Origin of the sequence: Streptomyces sp. NPDC021749 (assembly GCF_040640655.1) — a bacterium.
Classification (GTDB): domain Bacteria; phylum Actinomycetota; class Actinomycetes; order Streptomycetales; family Streptomycetaceae; genus Streptomyces.
Map to the genome: position 1 here is coordinate 1 of NZ_JBFACE010000008.1, position 18,636 is coordinate 18,636.

Annotated in this window: 16 protein-coding genes; 7 read left to right on the top strand and 9 right to left on the bottom strand. The window is 73.3% G+C overall.

Features of this window, described 5'->3' with window-relative positions; genetic code table 11:
- Positions 1-225: 225 nt before the first annotated feature.
- The 5 genes from AB0G35_RS10140 to AB0G35_RS10160 all read right to left on the bottom strand — a co-directional run bounded on the left by AB0G35_RS10140 (position 226) and on the right by AB0G35_RS10160 (position 6,313).
- A complete protein-coding gene (locus AB0G35_RS10140; RefSeq protein ID WP_360946734.1) occupies positions 226-1,476 on the bottom strand; it encodes a styrene monooxygenase/indole monooxygenase family protein in 1,251 nt (416 codons plus the stop codon).
- A 134-nt stretch (positions 1,477-1,610) separates the two neighbouring features.
- The gene (locus tag AB0G35_RS10145) at positions 1,611-2,228 is read right to left on the bottom strand and encodes an ATP/GTP-binding protein (protein WP_360946736.1); all 618 of its coding nucleotides are present in this window, start codon (positions 2,226-2,228) and stop codon (positions 1,611-1,613) included.
- A gap of 37 nt (positions 2,229-2,265) precedes the next feature.
- Positions 2,266-2,667 carry a DUF742 domain-containing protein gene (locus AB0G35_RS10150; RefSeq protein ID WP_261955719.1) on the bottom strand — a complete coding sequence of 134 codons (402 nt, stop codon included), beginning with the start codon at positions 2,665-2,667 and terminating at the stop codon, positions 2,266-2,268.
- A complete protein-coding gene (locus tag AB0G35_RS10155; protein ID WP_360946738.1) occupies positions 2,664-3,155 on the bottom strand; it encodes a roadblock/LC7 domain-containing protein in 492 nt (163 codons plus the stop codon). Before AB0G35_RS10155 ends, AB0G35_RS10150 begins: the two co-directional genes overlap by 4 nt.
- A complete protein-coding gene (locus AB0G35_RS10160) occupies positions 3,155-6,313 on the bottom strand; it encodes a nitrate- and nitrite sensing domain-containing protein (RefSeq protein ID WP_360946740.1) in 3,159 nt (1,052 codons plus the stop codon). Before AB0G35_RS10160 ends, AB0G35_RS10155 begins: the two co-directional genes overlap by 1 nt.
- Before the next feature lie 480 nt (positions 6,314-6,793).
- On the opposite strand from AB0G35_RS10160, the gene AB0G35_RS10165 reads away from it, so the two are divergent.
- On the top strand, positions 6,794-7,639 hold the full coding sequence (locus AB0G35_RS10165; RefSeq protein WP_360946742.1) for a hypothetical protein: 846 nt from the start codon (positions 6,794-6,796) through the stop codon (positions 7,637-7,639).
- 157 nt (positions 7,640-7,796) lie between these two features.
- Here the strand turns inward: AB0G35_RS10165 and AB0G35_RS10170 are convergent, their stop codons facing one another.
- Positions 7,797-8,288, bottom strand: coding sequence for a MarR family transcriptional regulator (locus AB0G35_RS10170; RefSeq protein ID WP_360946744.1), 492 nt, complete (start codon positions 8,286-8,288; stop codon positions 7,797-7,799).
- A 310-nt stretch (positions 8,289-8,598) separates the two neighbouring features.
- Between AB0G35_RS10170 and AB0G35_RS10175 the strand changes: the two genes are divergently transcribed.
- Positions 8,599-9,462 carry a lysozyme gene (locus AB0G35_RS10175; protein ID WP_360946746.1) on the top strand — a complete coding sequence of 288 codons (864 nt, stop codon included), beginning with the start codon at positions 8,599-8,601 and terminating at the stop codon, positions 9,460-9,462.
- A 94-nt stretch (positions 9,463-9,556) separates the two neighbouring features.
- On the opposite strand, the gene lon is transcribed toward AB0G35_RS10175, so the two are convergent.
- On the bottom strand, positions 9,557-11,965 hold the full coding sequence (lon, locus tag AB0G35_RS10180) for an endopeptidase La (RefSeq protein WP_360946748.1): 2,409 nt from the start codon (positions 11,963-11,965) through the stop codon (positions 9,557-9,559).
- 89 nt (positions 11,966-12,054) lie between these two features.
- Positions 12,055-12,852, bottom strand: coding sequence for a pentapeptide repeat-containing protein (locus AB0G35_RS10185; RefSeq protein WP_360947107.1), 798 nt, complete (start codon positions 12,850-12,852; stop codon positions 12,055-12,057).
- A 247-nt stretch (positions 12,853-13,099) separates the two neighbouring features.
- On the opposite strand from AB0G35_RS10185, the gene AB0G35_RS10190 reads away from it, so the two are divergent.
- Positions 13,100-13,603 (top strand): YfbM family protein, encoded by a 504-nt coding sequence (locus AB0G35_RS10190; RefSeq protein WP_360946750.1) that lies wholly within the window; start codon positions 13,100-13,102, stop codon positions 13,601-13,603.
- Between the two features lie 166 nt (positions 13,604-13,769).
- A complete protein-coding gene (locus tag AB0G35_RS10195; protein ID WP_360946752.1) occupies positions 13,770-14,324 on the top strand; it encodes a hypothetical protein in 555 nt (184 codons plus the stop codon).
- A 267-nt stretch (positions 14,325-14,591) separates the two neighbouring features.
- On the opposite strand, the gene AB0G35_RS10200 is transcribed toward AB0G35_RS10195, so the two are convergent.
- Positions 14,592-15,419, bottom strand: coding sequence for a rhomboid-like protein (locus AB0G35_RS10200; RefSeq protein ID WP_360947109.1), 828 nt, complete (start codon positions 15,417-15,419; stop codon positions 14,592-14,594).
- A 342-nt stretch (positions 15,420-15,761) separates the two neighbouring features.
- Here AB0G35_RS10200 and AB0G35_RS10205 point away from each other — a divergent pair, with 342 nt between their 5' ends.
- The 3 genes from AB0G35_RS10205 (at position 15,762) to AB0G35_RS10215 (ending at position 18,518) form a co-directional block, all read left to right on the top strand.
- Positions 15,762-16,547, top strand: coding sequence for a spermidine synthase (locus AB0G35_RS10205; RefSeq protein ID WP_360946754.1), 786 nt, complete (start codon positions 15,762-15,764; stop codon positions 16,545-16,547).
- 73 nt (positions 16,548-16,620) lie between these two features.
- Positions 16,621-17,361, top strand: a complete 741-nt coding sequence (locus AB0G35_RS10210) for a response regulator transcription factor (RefSeq protein WP_360946756.1) — start codon at positions 16,621-16,623, stop codon at positions 17,359-17,361.
- On the top strand, positions 17,358-18,518 hold the full coding sequence (locus AB0G35_RS10215; RefSeq protein WP_360946758.1) for an ATP-binding protein: 1,161 nt from the start codon (positions 17,358-17,360) through the stop codon (positions 18,516-18,518). The genes AB0G35_RS10210 and AB0G35_RS10215 overlap by 4 nt, the downstream gene beginning before the upstream one ends.
- Positions 18,519-18,636: the final 118 nt, after the last annotated feature.

The following is an 18,636-nucleotide window of genomic DNA, read 5'->3' on the forward strand; positions in this document are numbered from 1 at the left end:
CCGGTGGGGCCGGGGTGTGGGACGTAAAGCGAAGCAGTCCCACACCCCGGCCCCGCAGGACCGTCACCGCACCCGACAACAACCCCGCCCGCCGCAGGCGCCAGGCGAGAAGCCCCGCGGCGGGTCAGACGAGTACGTACGGGGCGCCGCAAAGCGCAACGGCGAGACGCCCCGCGGCGGGACAGCCAAGTACGTACGCGGCACCCCTGAGCGCGCCGAGGAACGTCAGCCGAGCGACGCGAGGTACGCCGCGGCCTTGTCCGGGTCGAAGAAGAAGTTCTCGAAGTCGGACGGGTCGTTGAAGCCGTTGGCGAAGCGGTCGGCGATGGGCTGGAGCTGGCCGGCCGCGCCGAGGATGTTCAGGACGTGCTCCGGCGGCGGGGCCAGCATCGCGTTGGTCCACTTGGTGACGTGCTGGGCGGTGTCCCAGTAACGGTCGAAGGTGGCCTGCATCCAGGCCTCGTCGAACGGCTTCTCACCGCGTTCCACGATGGAGGCGAGGTAGGCGGCGGCGCACTTGGAGGCCGAGTTGGAGCCCTGGCCGGTGATCGGGTCGTTGGCGACGACCACGTCGGCGACGCCGAGGACCAGGCCGCCGGAGGGCAGCCGGCCGATCGGGTTGCGCACGGTGGGCGCGTAGCGGCCGGCCAGCGTGCCGTGGGCGTCGGTCAGCTCGACCTTGGTGCAGCGGTCGTACTCCCACGGCAGGAACGTCTTCATCAGGTCCAGCGTGACGGCCAGGTGCTCACCGGGGTCCTTCACGTTCTGGAAGACGTCCAGGGGGCCGCCGGGGATGCCCTCCCAGAAGAGGATGTCGGCCCGGCCGGAGGTGGTGAGCGTCGGCATCACGAAGAGCTCGCCGACACCGGGGACGACGTTGCAGCGCACCGCCTCGAAGTCCGGGTGCTCGGGGCGCGGGCCCATGCCGTGCACGTAGGCGACGGCCAGCGCCCGCTGCGGGGTGTCGTACGGCGAACGGGAGGCGTCCCGGCCGAACATGGACACCAGCTCGCCCTTGCCGGCCGAGACCAGCGTCAGGTCGTAGCGGCTCGCGAAGAAGTCCAGGTCGGAGACGGCGGCGCCGTGGATGACGAGCTGCCCGCCGCGCTGTGCGAAGGTCTCCATCCAGCCGGCCATCTTCACCCGCTGGTCGACGGACTGGGCGTAGCCGTCGAGCTTGCCGACCCAGTCGATGGCGCGCTGGGAGCCGTCGGGTCCCTCGTGGCTGCCGGGGGCGGCGACGGAGACGCCGAGGCCCTCGATGCGCGGGGCCTGGCTCTCCCAGAAGTTGATGCCCAGGTCGCGCTCGTGCTGGAGGGCGGTGTCGAACATGCACTGCGTCGACATGACCCGGCCGGAGCGGATCTCGTCGGCGGTGCGGTTGGACATGAGGGTGACCTCGTAGCCCTTGGACTGCAGGCCCAGGGCGAGCTGGAGGCCGGACTGGCCGGCTCCGATGACGAGTATTTTCCGCATGGCGGCACTCTTCTCTGCTACTGCGATGTTTCGGGGGTGAGGGGTGGGGTCGTGCGAGGGGTGGCCCCTCAGGGCGGGCCCGCGGTGGGGGGCGGGGCCCGGCGAAGGGCCGGCCCGTAGGAGGGCCGGCCCGGTTACTCCGGCGCGGTTTCCAGGGCGTGGCCGACCAGGGCGAGCAGCGACTGGACCACGGTGGGCCGCTTGCGCGCGTCCATGATCACGATCGGTACCGCCGCGGGTACGGTCAGCGCCTCGCGGACGTCCTCGGCCTCGTAACTGTCGGTGCCCTCGAAGTGGTTGACCGCGACGACGTAGGGCAGTCCGCAGCTCTCGAAGTAGTCCAGCGCCGGGAAGCAGTCCTCCAGCCGCCGGGTGTCGGCCATCACGATCGCGCCGATCGCGCCGCGCACCAGGTCGTCCCACATGAACCAGAACCGCTGCTGCCCGGGCGTGCCGAACAGGTACAGGACCAGTTCCTGGTCGAGGGTGATCCGTCCGAAGTCCATCGCGACCGTGGTCGTGGTCTTCTCCGGGGTGGCGGTCAGATCGTCGGTGCCCTCGCTGGCCTGGGTCATCACCGCCTCGGTCTGCAGCGGAGTGATCTCCGAGACCGAACCGACGAACGTGGTCTTGCCCACGCCGAAGCCACCGGCCACCACGATCTTGGTGGCGATCGGCGCCCGCGAGCGGTCCGTCTGCCAGCTCTGCAGCCCCGCGTCGGCGGCCGTGGCCACCGGGCCGGCCTGACCCACGGAACCGGCGGTCGTCGTCGGCCCGGCCGATATCGTGTCAGAGCCTGTGAAGTCCACTCAGCACCCTTTCGAGCAGCGCGCGGTCGGGCCGACCGGTGCCGTGCCCGGTGCCGTAGACGCGAATCTTTCCCTGGTCGGCGAGGTCGCTGAGCAGGACGCGGACCACGCCCAGCGGCATCTTGAGGAGGGCGGAGATCTCCGCCACCGAGCGCATCCGGCGGCAGAGCTCGACGATCGCCCGCATCTCCGGCATCACCCGGTCGCCCCAGCCGCCGGACGTGAGCTCGCGCCGCTCTTCGGGGGCTTCCAGCGCGGCCACGAAGGTCTCGACGAGCAGCACGTGGCCGAACCGGGTGCGGCCGCCGGTGAGCGAATACGGCCGCACGCGCGAGGGTTTGCGATCCCCGCCGCGCACGGGGAGTTTGGGGGACTTACTCACTGGGCGCTCTCCATCGACTTGCGGAGTTCGGTGCGGAGTTCGGGGGTGAGGACGTGGCCGGCCCGGCCGACGAACAGCGCCATGTGGTAGGCGATGACGTTCATGTCGCAGTCCGGTGCGGCGTGCACGCCGAGCAGCGAACCGTCGCTGATCGACATCACGAACACGCTGGCCTCGTCCATCGTGATCATCGTCTGCTTGACGGCCCCGCCGTCCATCAGCTTCGCGGCGCCCTGGGTGAGGCTGCCGAGCCCGGAGACGATGGTGGCGAGGTCGGCGCTGGACCCCCGGGGCCCGCCGGCGTCACCGGGGCGTGCCGCCCCGTCCGCCCGGTCAGGGTCGGAGCTGAGCAGCAGCAGCCCGTCGGAGGAGACCACCGCGACCGAGCGGATGCCCGGCACCTCCTCCACCAAGTTGCTCAGCAACCAGTGGAGATTGCGGGCCTGGCTGCTCAGTCCTTGTCCGTAAGCAGTGGGCGCTTGCGCCATCACTCGCGTGCCTCCTCGACAATCTGGCTCTCTTCCGGGGCCCCCGCTCCGTCGGTGTCGTTCAGTGGGTCGGTCTGGTCCGTCGTATGTCCTGCGAGTTCGGCCGCCACGTCGCGTCGGCCGGTCCGCGCCCCCTGCTGGAATCCGCCGAGCCGGCGCCGCAGTGCCTCGGCGTTGGCCGCGCCGCTCTTGCGCGGGGCGGTGGGCGCCTGCTGCTGCGCCACGATCTTGGGCGTGCGTTTGGGCAGGCCCAGGCTGGTCCGCTGCTTCTCCGGGGCGGCCGCGGGCGCCGTGGCGTCGGGCGCCGTGGCGGAAGGGGCCTCCTCTGCGGGTGCGGTGTCCGTGGGCGCCGTGGCCGCGGGTGCCGGGTCCGGGGCCGGAGTGGCCGCCTCGGCGCGGGTGTGCTCGTCCGGGCCGATGGCGTACGGGTCCGGTGCGGCCGGGGCGGCGGCCGGCGCGGGCTCGTCCGGCGTGACCTCGCGGGGCCGGGTGTGCTCACCGGTGCCGCCGGCCGGGATCCCGGCCGCGTCGATCGCGCGCTCCGCGGCGGCGACGAACGGGTCGTCCGCGGAGCCGCCCGCGGGACCGGCCTCCTGGGCGGCCGGGGCGGGCCCCGCAGCGGCGTTGCCCTCCGGGGCCGGCTCGGTCTCCGACGCGGCGCGGCCCGCCGCCGGGTCCACCCGCGGCACCCGCGTCTGCAGCGTGTTGGAGTTGGCCTCGGCCACCGACCCGGGCAGTCCCGGGGCGTGCGCATCGTGCTGGACGGTCAGCGAGGACGCCGGGCCGGGACGGGTCGGCAGGATCGAGCCGGGCAGCACGATGACGGCGGTGACCCCGCCCTGCTTGGCGTCCCGCAGCTGGACCCGGACGCCGTGCCGGGCGGCCAGCCGCACCACCACGTACAGCCCGAGGCCCAGCGCCTCGTCGATGTTCTCGGCGGTCGAGGCGGCCTCCGCGTCCGTCAGCCGCTCGTTGAGCTCGGCCATCCGCTCCGCGGTCATCCCGATGCCCTCGTCCTGGACGGAGAGCATCACCTCACCGCTCTCCAGCAGCCAGCCGGACAGCTCGACGTGGGCGTCCGGCGGCGAGAACGCGGTGGCGTTCTCCAGGAGTTCGGCGACCAGGTGGCTCAGGTCGTCCGCGGCGAACCCGGCGACCTGGGAGTGCGGGGGCAGCGACTGGATGCGCACCCGTTCGTAGCGTTCGATCTCACTGACCGCGGCGCGGAGCACGTCCAGCAGCGGGACCGGGCCGGGGTGGTTGTTGCCGTGCTGCTCGGCGCCGGCCAGGACCAGGAGGTTCTCGCTGTTGCGGCGCATCCGCGCGGCGAAGTGGTCCAGTTTGAAGAGGGTGTCCAGCCGCTCCGGGTCCTGCTCGGTCTCCTCCAGCCCCTCGATGACGCCGAGCTGGCGCTCCACGAGGCCCAGGGTGCGCAGTGCGAGGTTGACGAACCGGCCCTGCACACCGGTGTGGGCGGCCTTGAGCCGCTCGGTGAGGTCGGCGATCTCCTCCTTGAGCGCCTCGTTCTGCTCCTGCAGCACCTCACGCTCGGCGACCAGCCGCTGCCGGCCGCCGACCAGCCGCTTGCGCTCGCCCTCCAGTTCGGTGGTGCGCCGTGACAGCTCGCCGACCTGGGCGTGCAGCGCGTTCACCGACCGTACGGTGGCGGCGAATTCGTCGTTGCGGCCCTTGTAGGTGACAGGGTCCTCGTGCGCCGGGTCCGCGGCCACCCGGCGGGCGCCGATCCGCAGCGCGGCCAGCGGCTGGGTCATCGAGCGGGCGGCCCAGATGCCGGCGCCGACGGCGAGCAGCAGGCACAGGCCCGCGAGGCCGATCCGGACCTCCAGCTCCGTGACGTCGTCGTCGCGCAGCTGGCCGAGGCGCTGGACGTCGGCGGTGGCCATGGCCGATTCGACGCCCCGCATCAGCCCGATCCGGGCGGTGAGGGCGTTCTCCACCCGCTGGCGGCTGAGCCGCAGATCGGCGGCGTCCAGGCGTGGCTGGTCGGTGAGCCGGGTCAGATAGCGCTCGGCGGTGCTGACGTCCGAGCCGTTGACGGTGCGGTCGAACCGGTCCCGGGCGCCCTGGCTCGCGGTCTCCCGGAAGTCGCCCAGCGCGCCCTGCTCGCGGACGTGCGCGACCTGTGCGAGGCCGGTCAGCGTGGGCTGGTTGCCGCCCGCGTTGAGCCCGGCGAGCAGCAGCGCGCGGGTGCCGGCGGCCTGGTCGGTGGCGCGGGCGAGCGCGGGCAGCGCCCGGGTGTCGGCGGCCGCGGAGTCCGCCCGGGCGGGCAGCCCGCGGGCGATGTCGTCGCTGATCGCCCCGAGCGCCTGGATGATGCCGGTGTAGGCACGGTAGACCTGCTCGGCCGATTCCGCTCCGGTCAGCGCCTTTTGACGGGTTTCCGGGAGGGTCTTGAGCAGTTTGTCGGCGGTCGCGTAGACCGCGCTGTCGCCCGAGCCGTCCTGGGCCTCGGTGCGCAGGTCGTCGATCTGCCGGTCCACGCGGGCGCGCTGCGGGCGGGCGACGGCGGCGCTGTCGGCACCGGGCCCGCTGGTGACGGCGGTGCGGGCCGCGGCCGTGTGCGCCCGGGTGCCGTTGACGCCGGGGAGACCGGTGCCGGTTCCGGCCGTTGTGGTGCCGGTTGTTCCGCTTCCACCGGTCGTGCCGGTTCCGCCGGTCGTGCCGGTTCCGCCCGCTCCGGTCGTGCCGCCGGTGCCGGTGCCGTTGGCCCTGCCGTTCCCGGGGCCGGTGCTCCTGCCCGCACCCGCGCCGTTGTCGCCGGTGCCCGTACGGCCGTTGCGTCCCGTGGCGGCGTACGCGGTCATCCCGTCGCGTTCGTCGGCGAGGGAGTGCGCCAGGGCGATGGCGCGTGCGTTGAGTTCGGCCAGGTCGACCAGCTGCTGGCTGTTGTTGGCGTCGTCCGCCGTGCCGAGCAGACCGGGGGCGCCGGCTCCGAGGACGGCGGCGGCCACGACGGCCACCGCGCCGACCAGCCGGTTGCGGACCCGTGCGGGACGGCGCCCCGCGAGGTCGTCACCGCCGGTCGTGCCCGGTCCCTTGCCGGAACCGGAGCTCTTGCCAGGACCCGTACCCGTACCCGGTCCGGAGACCGAACCGGCCGGTGAACCCGGCTTCCCTGCGCCGCCCCGAAGCCGCATCTTCCGCACCGCTGCTCGCAATCCTGTCTCGCCTGCCCACGCCGTGTGGCGTCGCGGACCCGGCTCGCTCTCCGCTCGCGGGCGGACCTGCGCGCACTCCGCAGCGGCGCATACTTCCGCGAGGGGGAACAGTCCGGCTCTGCGCGTCGCAACGAATGGCCTGGCCCCCCGTGATTCCGGGCATCGACCATTCCACCGGCCCCGCGCAGTGGCTCGGCAACACATGCCCGGCCACCCGAACGAGTGAACATCACTCGGAGTTTGGCCATCAACTTCCGTGCGGCAACGATTTTCGCCGCAACCCCGCGCAACCCCCGAACGGGTTTGGAGATGCGTCCCCGTCCTGGCAGGATGCGCGCCCGCACGCCGCCGGGCCCCCGGTCCGTACCTTCCGCACGGCGCTGACCTGCCCGTACGCCGAACGTCGCGGTGCGCGCCGGTCACCCGGTGGAATCCGCGCCCTCCGGCACACTGGCCGGCATGCGCATCGAACTCGCCACCGAGCCGGGCGGTGCCCAACGCCCCAACGAGGACTACGCATCGGTAGCTCTGCCTGCCTCCGGCCAGGGCGGAGTGCTGGTCCTGCTGGACGGCGTGACCCCGCCCGAGGAGGACTACGGATGCCGTCACACGGTCCCGTGGTTCACCGCGCGGCTCGGCGGCGCAATGCTCGAACTGTCGGTTTCGCGGCGGGATATGACGCTGGCTGAGGCGCTGGCCTCGGCCATCTCCCGGACGGCCGCCGTTCACCGAGGCACGTGTGACCTTTCTCACGTCCGCACTCCGCAGGCAACTGTGGTGGCCGCCAGGTGGTCCGCGGACACCGTCGAGCACCTCGTCCTGTCCGATTCGGTGCTCCTCCTGGAGCACATCGACGGTTCGGTGCACCCCGTGGTGGACCCGCGGCTGGACGAACTGCCGCCCGCGGTCCGGGCGCAGCGCGCCGCCGTACGGGCGCTGCCCCGCGGGTCGGCGGAACGGGCCGCGGCGGGCCGGGAGTACGGGCGGGCCGTCGAGGCGCTGCGGAACGCGGAGGGCGGCTTCTTCACGGCGGCCGCCGATCCGTCGGTGGCGGCCCGCGCGGTCACCGGCACCACCCCGCGGGCCCGGATCCGCTCGCTGACCGCGCTCAGCGACGGCGCAGGCCGCTGGGTCGAGGTCTTCGGGGAGGGCTCCTGGGCGGACTGCGTGCGCGTGGTGGCCGAGGAGGGCCCCCAGTCCCTGATCGACCGGGTGCGGGCCGCGGAGGCGGCGGATCCGGAGTGCACGGCCTACGCGCGGGGCAAGGCCCGGGACGACGCCGCGGTGGTTTTCGTCATGCCGTGACAATCCCGTGCGTGACGGCTCTTGCCGGGCTGGTGGGTGCGTAACGGGCGTTTCCGGGCCGGCTCTTGGCCGGACGCACCCGGCTGCGGCGGGTCGTTCCGCGGTGGTTCGTTCCGCAGCGGGAATTAAGCGGCGGGACCGGTCACCTGGCCGGCTTTCATCCCTCTTCGCCCTCTTGCTCCGTGTTCAAGCGGTGCAGCAGCCGGGCGAGTTCGGCCACCTCGCGGCGGTCCCAGGCGGCGAGGCGCCGGGCGTACCGGGCGCGGCGGTCGTTGCGGACGCGGGTGAAGCGTTCCCGGCCCTCGTCGGTGAGGCGCACCAGGACGGCGCGGCCGTCGGCCGGGTCGGGTGCGCGGGCGACCAGCCCGAGCTGTTCCAGGGCGTGCAGCTGGCGGCTCATCGTGGCCTTGCCGACGCCGAAGAACCCGGCGAGGTCGGTGGCGCGCTGCGCGCCGGCGTCGGCCAGCCGGACCAGCAGGCCGTAGGCGGACGACTCCAGGTCGGGGTGCACCTCCCGGGCGAGTTCGCCGGACGAGGCCCGGGCCCGGCGGAGGAACACCGCCAATTCGCGTTCCAGGGCGAGGAATACGTGGTCCACACCGGTCGGCTCGCCGTCCGCCGGCGTCCCGTCGGCCCCGGGGTTGTGCACGTCAGCGCCCCTTCTCGCGTTTCCTGGTCTGAAAGTTTCCGCCCGCGGCGGCCGAAGCCGCAGCTCGGCCAGTATTTCGCAGGATTAGACCAACGGCAGCCCAGGGACCCTCTTTTGTCGCGCCGGTCTACGCGCGTATCGTCATTTATGGCATGGCCACACCAAACAGCGGCCGTTCGCCAAAGGTTCCGCCGCGCGTCCCTGCACACCGCACCTCCGTGTCAGCCACGCCCGCGCCATGCCGGCAGATCACCCCCCTCAGAGCAGCACTCATCCCCCTCAGGTCACACCGAGATCTCCGGAGACACGTATGTCCGTGCTCAGATCCGGCTCCCCCCATCGCCCCGCACGCTCGCTCGCGACCGTGACCGGGGCCCTCCTCACCCTCCTCGCCCTGCTCCTGGCGCTGCCCGGCACGGCCGGTGCCGCGGCCGTGCGGCGGGCGCCCGAGCCGACCCACCCCGGCCAGGACTGGGCCGGCTCGCAGATCGCCAAGCGCGAGGGCACCGCGGCCGGCCGCACCGCCCCGCCGGCGGGCTCGCTCCTGGCGTCCGTCGAAGGAGTGGACGTCAGCAGCCACAACGGCAACGTCGCCTGGTCAACGCTCTGGAACAGCGGCGCCCGGTTCGCCTACGTCAAGGCGACGGAGTCCACCAGCTACACCAACCCGTACTTCGCGCAGCAGTACAACGGCTCCTACAACGCCGGCATGATCCGCGGCTCCTACCACTTCGCCACGCCCAACACCTCCAGCGGCGCCGCCCAGGCCAACTACTTCGTCGACCACGGCGGCGGCTGGTCCAAGGACGGCAAGACGCTGCCCGGCGCACTGGACATGGAGTACAACCCCTACGGCGCGACCTGTTACGGGCTCAGCGCGGCCGGCCTGGTCAACTGGATGAAGGACTGGTTCGCCACCTACAAGGCGCGCACCGGCCGGGACGCGGTCATCTACACCTCCACCAGCTGGTGGAAGCAGTGCACCGGCAATTCGTCCGCCTTCGGCGCGATCAACCCGCTGTGGGTCCCCCGCTACGGCTCCTCGGTCGGCGAACTCCCGGCCGGCTGGGGCTTCCACACCATCTGGCAGTACACCTCGACCGGCCCCACGGTCGGTGACCACAACCGCTTCAACGGTGCGATGGACCGGCTGCAGGCGCTGGCCAACGGCTAGCCGGTCGCGGAGGCCGTGCGGGCGGACGGCCCGCCCGCACCCCGAGACCCCTCCCGCCTGCCGCGGGAGGGGTCTTCCGCTCGGGTCGCGCCGCTCACGCCGCGACCGGAACCTCCGGTGCCGCGCCGTTGCGGGCCGGGGTCAGCGCGAGCTCCAGCACCTGGCGGACGTCGGAGACCGGGTGGACCTCCAGGGCGTCCAGCACCTCGGCGGGCACGTCGTCGAGGTCCGGTTCGTTGCGCTTGGGGATGATCACGGTGGTGAGCCCCGCGCGGTGCGCCGCGAGCAGCTTCTGCTTGACGCCGCCGATCGGCAGCACCCGCCCGGTCAGCGAGACCTCGCCGGTCATCGCCACGTCCGGCCGTACCTGCCGGCCCGACAGCAGCGAGGCCAGCGCCGTCGTCATCGTCACGCCCGCGCTCGGCCCGTCCTTGGGAACGGCGCCGGCCGGTACGTGCAGATGCACTCCGCGCTCCTTCAGGTCGCCGACCGGAAGCTCCAGCTCCGCTCCGTGCGACCTCAGGAACGACAGCGCGATGTGCGCGGACTCCTTCATCACGTCGCCGAGCTGGCCGGTCAGCGTCAGACCGGAGGCCCCGGTTTCCGGATCGGCGAGCGACGCCTCCACATAGAGGACGTCACCGCCCGCGCCGGTGACCGCGAGACCGGTCACCACGCCCGGCACGGCCGTCCGCCGCTCGGCCGGGTCCTGGGCCGACTCCGGGGTGTGGTGCGGCCGTCCGATCAGCGGGCGCAGCTGGTCCGCGCCGACGCCGAACGGCAGCTCCTGCTCGCCGAGTTCGTGCTGCGCGGCGATCTTGCGGAGCAGCCGGGCGATCGACCGCTCCAGATTCCGCACGCCCGCCTCGCGGGTGTACTCGCCCGCCAGCTTGCGCAGCGCGTCCTCCTCCAGCGTCACCTCGCCGGGCTCCAGACCGGCCCGTTCCAGCTGGCGCGGCAGCAGGTGGTCCCGGGCGATGACGACCTTCTCGTCCTCGGTGTAGCCGTCGAGCCGGACCAGTTCCATACGGTCGAGCAGCGGCTCGGGGATGGCTTCCAGCACATTGGCGGTGGCCAGGAAGACCACGTCGCTCAGGTCGAGTTCGACCTCCAGGTAGTGGTCGCGGAAGGTGTGGTTCTGCGCCGGGTCCAGAACCTCCAGGAGGGCGGCGGCCGGGTCGCCCCGGAAGTCGGAGCCCACCTTGTCGATCTCGTCGAGCAGGACGACCGGGTTCATCGAACCGGCTTCCTTGATCGCCCGGACGATCCGGCCCGGCAACGCGCCGACGTACGTACGGCGGTGGCCGCGGATCTCCGCCTCGTCCCGGACGCCGCCGAGCGCGACCCGGACGAACTTGCGGCCCATGGCGCGCGCCACCGACTCGCCCAGAGAGGTCTTGCCCACACCGGGCGGCCCGACCAGCGCGAGGACGGCGCCGCCGCGGCGGCCCCCGATCAGCCCGAGCCCGCGCTCGGCCCGGCGCTTCCTGACGGCCAGGTATTCCGTGATCCGTTCCTTCACGTCCGCCAGGCCCGCGTGGTCGGCGTCCAGGACCTCCTTGGCACCGGCGATGTCGTAGGCGTCCTCGGTCCGTTCGTTCCACGGCAGTTCGAGGACGGTGTCAAGCCAGGTACGGATCCAGGAGCCCTCGGGGCTCTGGTCGCTGGCCCGCTCCAGCTTGTCGACCTCCTTGAGGGCGGCCTTGCGGACGTCCTCGGGCAGATCGGCGGCCTCCACCCGGGCGCGGTAGTCGTCGCTCTCGTCCTCGGGGTCGCCGTTGAGCCCGGCGAGCTCCTTGCGGACCGCCTCCAGCTGGCGCCGCAGCAGGAACTCCCGCTGCTGCTTGTCGACGCCCTCCTGGACGTCCTTGGCGATGGACTCGGCGACGTCCTGCTCGGCGAGGTGGTCGCGCAGCGCCTCGGTGGCGAGCTTCAGCCGGGCGACCGGGTCGGTGGTCTCCAGCAGGCGGACCTTCTGCTCGACGGTCAGGAACGGCGAGTAGCCGGAGTTGTCCGCCAGCGTCCCGACGTCCTCGATGCCCTGGACGCGGTCGACGACCTGCCAGGCGCCGCGCTTGCGCAGCCAGCTGGTGGCCAGCGCCTTGTATTCCGTGACGAGTTCGGTGACCGCCCCCGGGAGGGGATCGGGGACGCTCTCCTCGACGGCGGTGCCCTCCACCCACAGCGCGGCCCCGGGCCCGGTCGTGCCGGACCCGATCCGCACCCGGCCAAGGCCCCGGATCAGCGCTCCGGGATCGCCGTCGGACAGCCGCCCGACCTGCTCGATCCGCCCGAGCGTGCCGATTCCGGCGTAGTTCCCGTCGACGCGGGGCACAAGGAGCACCCGCGGTTTGTTGCCCGAGGAGGCGGCGGCCTGCGCGGCCTCCACCGCGGCGCGCACCTCCGCGTCGGACAGGTCCAGGGGCACCACCATGCCGGGGAGCACCACCTCGTCATCGAGGGGCAGCACGGGCAGAGTGAGCGGTGTGGACGTCGAAGCCATGATCTCCCCTTCGGCAAGCAAGTTGAGCTTTACCCACTCAATGCAGGGAGTCGGGGAGATGTTCCCCGCCGCGCGTTCGCTGTGAGCGATCAGGTGGCGGGGCGCCAGTGGGCGGGACGGGTCAGGCCGGACGGGAGCCTGGTGGCCGCATCGCCCCGGGCCGCGTTCAGTTGGGCCTGGGTCAGGAAGAGCGCACCGGTCAGATCGGCACCGCTGAGGTCGGCGTCCCGCAGGTCGGCGCCGATCAGGTCGGCCCGCCGCAGGTCCGCCCCGGTGAGGTCGGCGGCGATCAGGTACGCCCCGCGGAGGTTGGCGCCCTGGAGCCCCGCGCCCTTGAGGCGGGCCCCCATCAGGTCGGCGCCGCGCCGCTCCTGCTTCCGGCCGGGCACCCGGGCCCGCACGAGCTCGCTGGTGCGCAGCAGCAGGACGTTGACCTCGGCCCGGTGGGCGGGCACGTCCAGCCCGCCGAGCTCCTCCGCGCTGCCGCGGGTGAGGGCCTCGGTCTTCTCCAGCGCGGCACGCAGGTCGTCGTGGATCGGGCGGGCGGCGGGCAGGGTCAGCGCCTCGGACAGGTACCAGAGGAGTTCGTGCAGCTGCCGCATGACGGGGAAGACGTCGAACATCTGCCGGGCGGTCGCGGGCGCCTGCCGCCAGTCCGTGCCGCCGAAGGTGACCTGGGAGACCTTCTGCCCGGCGCCGAAGCAGTCGAAGACCGTGCAGCCGGAGAAGCCGCGGTTCCGCAGGTCGCGGTGGATGCCGCAGCGGAAGTCGTCCTGGAGGTTGGGGCAGGGCCGGCCGGCGTCCTTGTCGATCGCGAAGTCCGCCGAGCGCGCGAACGGCAGGGCGACGCAGCAGAGCCCGAAGCAGCTGCCGCAGTCGGCGTTCAGGCCGAGGTCGGCAGCCGTGCGGCCGGAGTCGCCGCTCTGCCGGCCCGGTTCGGCGGCGTCGGGAAGCGGACGGGCGGTGCGGTCTCGGGACACGATGCGGGTACTCCTGCGGCCGGCGGGCGCGGTAGGCGGCGGCGCCCGGATGGGGTCCCATTCTCCCAGCCCGCGCTCCCCGCTCTGCCGGACTGCGTGGTCGGGGGCGTTGTGGTCGGGGGCGTTGTCAGTGGTCGCCCCTAACCTCGGCCACATGAGCATGATCGGAGAGTACGCACGTGTGACACCCGCCGAACTCACCCGCGTCCTCGGCGATCCGGAGTGGGGGCTGGCGCTCGTCGCCCGGCGGCGCGAGGCGGAGGCCGAAGAGGTCCCCGAGCCGGCGAGCGCGCGCTGCCTGGACGTCGACAAGAGCTGGGACGCACTGGGATTCCTGCTGCGCCGGGCGGGCTTCCCGGTGGACGTCGTGCACGGCGAGGAAGCCGTCCCGGACGCCGAGGACTGGGGGTACGGCCCGCCGCGCTACCTCACCCCCGAGCGGGTGCGGACCGCGGCCGAGGCGCTGGCGGGGATACCCGCGACGAGCCTGACGGCCGGAGTCGGCCCGGAGGACCTGGCCGAGGCGGAGATCTACCCGACGATCGTGTGGGAACGGGGGGAATCGCTGGACTACGTCACCGACTACTACGCACTCCTGCGGCCGTTCTTCGGTGCGGCGGCGGAGAAGGGGGACGCGATGCTCATGTGGCTGGGCTAGGGGCGGCTGACGGCTCGCCGCCGCGACGGCCGGTCAGGCCGCGACCGGGCGGCCCGCACGGCCGCAACGGCCCCTCGGCTCCGGCCCGGCACCCTGCCACCGCAACGGCCCCTGGGCTCCGGCCCGGACGGGCCTCACGGAACGTCAGGACTGCTAGGTTCGCGGCATGTTGCAGCGGATGTCCGGGGTGTTCATCGGTGCACTGTTCGGGACGGTCTTCGTGGTCGCCAACGCGCACGATCCGCTGAGCCCCGTCGTCGGCGTCACCCTGCGCGTGGTCGCGGTGCTCACCTTCGCGGGCCTGCTGGCGCTGGCGCTGCTGGCGGGCCGCCGGGGCCGGCCCGTGGCGGACGGGGACGGGGCTCCGCAGGCGGACTGGTTCCGCGGGAAGTTCGGGTTCGTGGTGGCGGCCGAGGCGCTGCTGCTGATCGGCGGCCGGCTCGCGCTGCGCGGGGCGGGCGCCCCCGACGAGACCGCCGTGGCCTGGATCGCGCTCATCGTCGGCCTGCACTTCATGGCGTTGGCCGCGGTCTGGCAGCGGCGCTCGGTCGCCGTCCCGGGGACGGCGCTCACCGCGCTCGGCGCGGCCGGTCTCGGGATGGCCGCGACCCGTGCGGTGGTGTGGGTGCCGTTCGTCAGCGGCGTCCTGTCCGGCGTCGCCCTGCTGGGCGGCTGCGCCTACGCCATCGCGCAGACCTACCGGTCCGCCGTACGGCCGTAGTTGACCCACGACGGCCGGGGGCTCGCGCGGTAGGCGCCCGGCGCACGGATGCGTAGTCACACCCCGGCGAGCTACGTATCTCCGTCCGCAGCGGACGCACTCCCCGGGTTCGGTGCGGGCGCCCTCCCCGGGCTCGGTGCGGGCGCACGCCCTGGGTTCGATGCTGGCGCACGCACCGCGGTCCGGCGTGCGCGCGGGCTCAGGAGGTGCCCGGGCTCAGGAGGCGGCCGGACTCAAGAGGCGCCCGCGCTCAAGAGGCGACGGGGCTCAAGAGGCGACCGGGCTCCGCAGGGCCGGGTGGCCCAGGTCGCCGAGGAGCGGGGCGGGGCCGGCGCGCACGGCCCGCCAGCGTCGGAGCAGTGGCCAGCTCGCCACGCCCAGGGTGAGCGAGAGCAGATGGCCCCAGTCCGTCATCGGGTCGGCGTAGGCGAGCAGGGCGGTGCCGGCGAGCCAGCCGGCACCGCCCAGCAACGGCCAGCGCAGCCGGGCCGGCAGCACCCCGGCCAGCGCGCCGGTGCAGGTCATCACGCCGAAGCTGATCCCGTAGTCGAGGCGGTGCAGCGAGCTCTCCGGCAGCCCGCCGGCGGCGACGGTGAAGGCGACCGGGACCTCCGTGGCGAGGGTGGCCAGCGCATGCCCGCCGAAGAAGACCGCAGCGGTGCGCAGCCCGCCGATCCGCCGTTCCAGCGCGGGCAGGACGAGGAGGAACCCGAGCGCGTAACCGGAGGTCAGTCCTCCGGCGACCCACAGTGCGCTGGCGACCAGCACCAGCAGCGGGGCCTGCGTGAGGTGCACCACGTCCGTACTGGAGCCCTGGAGCAGCTCGGAGACCAGGGTGGGGTCGGCGTGCTCGGCGAAGAGGGAGGTGGCCACGAGCAGCAGGGCGTAGCCGAGGGAAAAGGGGGCGCCGAGCAGCAGCCGCCAGGGCCGCGGGCGGACGCGCGGCCGGCCGGGCGCGCCCTCCGCCGCGGCGACGGGTATCGCGGTGTCCCGCCCGGTGCGCTGCCGGGGGATGCCCGGCAGGACGGCGGGCGGGCCGTCCGCCCCGGTGCTCCCGGCCGGCGCCCGGCCGTCCGACGCCCGCTCCCCCTGCATTCCCCCGACGGTTCCCAGCCTGCTCACGGTCCGAGGCCCCTTCCGTCCTGACGCATCCACCGAGCCACGCCCGGAGTCAACTGGGCCGTGCGTGAGTGCTCCGCCGTGCATCACGTCCGCCCGCCCTGCACAACGTCGCGGACCAGCCTGCACGCTCAACCCATGAAGAAGCTGTGAGAGTGAGATGCATCACGCGAGGCAACCATCACGGGACGGCCACGGTCCCGTTCGGTCCGCACGCCACCCGCCCGCGCCGCCGCCCGGTACCGCCCCGGACCCCACCCCCTCTATTCCCCCTCAAGCCGTTGGACCACCAGGGCCTCTCTTGGCCACCATGGCCGCATGGCTGCTCCCGTTACCCCTCCGCAGACCCCGTCCGACCGCCCCGAGTCGCCGCGCACGCTCGACCGCCGGGAGGGCCCGTACGGCGAGGTGGTCCTGCGGGAACGGGCCGGGTCACCGGGTGGCCCGCCCGTCATCCACGAGATCATCGCCAACGGCTGCTTCCTGATGGACACCTCCGACGGCCGGTCCGAGCGGCTGCTGGTCGACGCCGCGCTGGCCGAGCTCCCGGCCGACCGGCAGCGGCCTGCCGTCCTCATCGGCGGCCTGGGCGTCGGCTTCTCGCTGGCCCGTGCGGCAGAGCAGCCGCGCTGGGGCCGGATCACGGTGGTCGAGCGCGAGGCCGCGGTCATCGACTGGCACCGGAACGGCCCGCTGTCCGCGATCTCGGCCGCGGCGCTGGCCGATCCGCGCAGCGAGATCCTGCACACCGACCTCGTCGCCCACCTCCGCGCGCCCGCCGGCCCGTCCGCCGGCGGGGCGCCCGGGGCCGACGCGGCCCCCGACGGCGGCGCCGTCACCTACGACGCCCTCTGCCTCGACATCGACAACGGCCCCGACTGGACCGTCACCGAGGACAACAACGGCCTCTACTCCCCCGCCGGCCTCGCCGCCTGCCGGGACCGGCTCACCCCCGGCGGAGTGCTCGCCGTCTGGTCCGCCCAGCCCTCCCCGGCCTTCGAGGAAGCGCTGCGAAATGCCGGTTTCCAGGGGGTCCGTACGGAAGAGATCCCGGTTGCCCGAGGCGTCCCGGACGTCGTTCACCTCGCTCGGAAGGGTGCGTAGCCGACAGTCACACCATGCCCGTACGCTGCTGCCCAGCAAGACGCGACCACGCAGGGACATGCAGGGGCGGGCGATGGACCAGACTCAGACAACGCAGGGCGGCGCCGCCGCTGCCACCCCGGGCGCCCAGCGCCGGGTGCTGGTGGTGGAGGACGACCCCACGATCGTCGATGCCATCGCGGCCCGGCTGCGCGCCGAGGGCTTCCAGGTGCAGACGGCCACCGACGGCCCGGCCGCGGTGGACACCGCCGAGGCCTGGCAGCCCGACCTGCTGGTCCTGGACGTGATGCTGCCGGGCTTCGACGGCCTGGAGGTCTGCCGCCGGGTCCAGGCGCAGCGCCCCGTTCCGGTGATGATGCTCACCGCCCGGGACGACGAGACGGACATGCTGGTCGGCCTCGGCGTCGGCGCCGACGACTACATGACCAAGCCGTTCTCCATGCGCGAGCTGGCCGCCCGGGTGCACGTCCTGCTGCGCCGGGTCGAGCGGGCCGCACTGGCCGCGCACACCCCGCGCAGCGGCATCCTGCGCCTGGGTGAGCTGGAGATCGACCACGCCCAGCGCCGGGTCCGGGTCCGCGGGGCCGACGTCCATCTGACGCCGACCGAGTTCGACCTGCTGGTCTGCCTGGCGAACACCCCGCGCGCGGTGCTCTCCCGCGAGCAGCTGCTGGCCGAGGTGTGGGACTGGGCGGACGCCTCCGGGACCCGTACGGTCGACAGCCACATCAAGGCGCTCCGCCGCAAGATCGGCGCCGAGCGGATCCGTACGGTGCACGGCGTCGGCTACGCCCTGGAGACCCCGCCGGCATGAGCCCCTGGCGCCTGCGGTCCTGGCCGCTGCGGAAACGCCGGTGGTGGCGGACGCCCGTCCGTGAACTGGGAACACGGGTCTGGGAGGCGCTGCGCCCGCTGGACCCGTACCGCTCGGTCAAGGCCGCGCTGGGTGCGCTGGTCAGCGTCTCGGTGATCATCACCACACTGCTGGTGTTCGTCGCCATGCACTCGGCGACCGAGCTGCGGGTGATCACGATCTTCTCGATCATCGCCTCGCTGCTGATCACCCAGTTCGTGGCGAACAGCCTGACCGCCCCGCTCGGCGAGATGACGGACGTCACCCGCGCGATGGCGCACGGTGACTACACCCGCCGGGTGCGCTCGGTTCGCCGCGACGAGTTCGGCGACCTGGCCGACGCCTTCAACCGCATGGCGGCCGACCTGGAGGCGGTGGACACCCACCGCAAGGAGCTGGTCGCCAACGTGTCGCACGAGCTGCGCACCCCGATCGCCGCACTGCGCGCCGTCCTGGAGAACGTCGTCGACGGCGTCAGCGAGCCCGACCCCGAGACGATGCGGACCGCCCTGAAGCAGACCGAGCGGCTGGGCCGCCTGGTCGAGCACCTCCTCGACCTGTCGCGGCTGGACAACGGCGTGGTGCCGCTGCACGCCCGGCGCTTCGAGGTCTGGCCGTATCTGTCCGGGGTGCTCAAGGAGGCCAACATGAGCCGCGGCGCCTCCACGCTCTCCGGGCTGGCCGGCTCCGGCACCCACACCCGTACAGACGTGCATCTGCACCTCGACGTCTCGCCGCCGGAGCTGACCGCGCACGCGGACGCCGAGCGGCTGCACCAGGTCGTGGCGAATCTCATCGACAACGCGATCAAGCACAGCCCCCGGCACGGCCGGGTCACCGTGCGCGCCCGGCGCGGGGAGGGCCCGGAGAGCCTGGAGCTGGAGGTGCAGGACGAGGGCCCCGGCATCCCGGAGTCGGAGCGCTACCGGGTCTTCGAGCGCTTCAACCGCGGCGGCCCGGGCCCCTCGGGTCCGGGGACGGACGGCGGTACCGGCCTGGGCCTGGCGATCGCCCGCTGGGCGGTGGATCTGCACGGCGGCCGGATCGGCGTGGCCGAATCCGCACGCGGTTGCCGGATCCGGGTCACTCTTCCGGGGCTGGAGTCAACGCGGAGCTGACGACCGTACGGACGGTCGCTGGCGTAGGGTCGGTGGTGGGAGCACTCACCCCGTGGGTGCGACGGCGGTGAGCGCTACCCGCACACGGGCAAACTCCGTGTGTTTCCCGCCAAGTCAT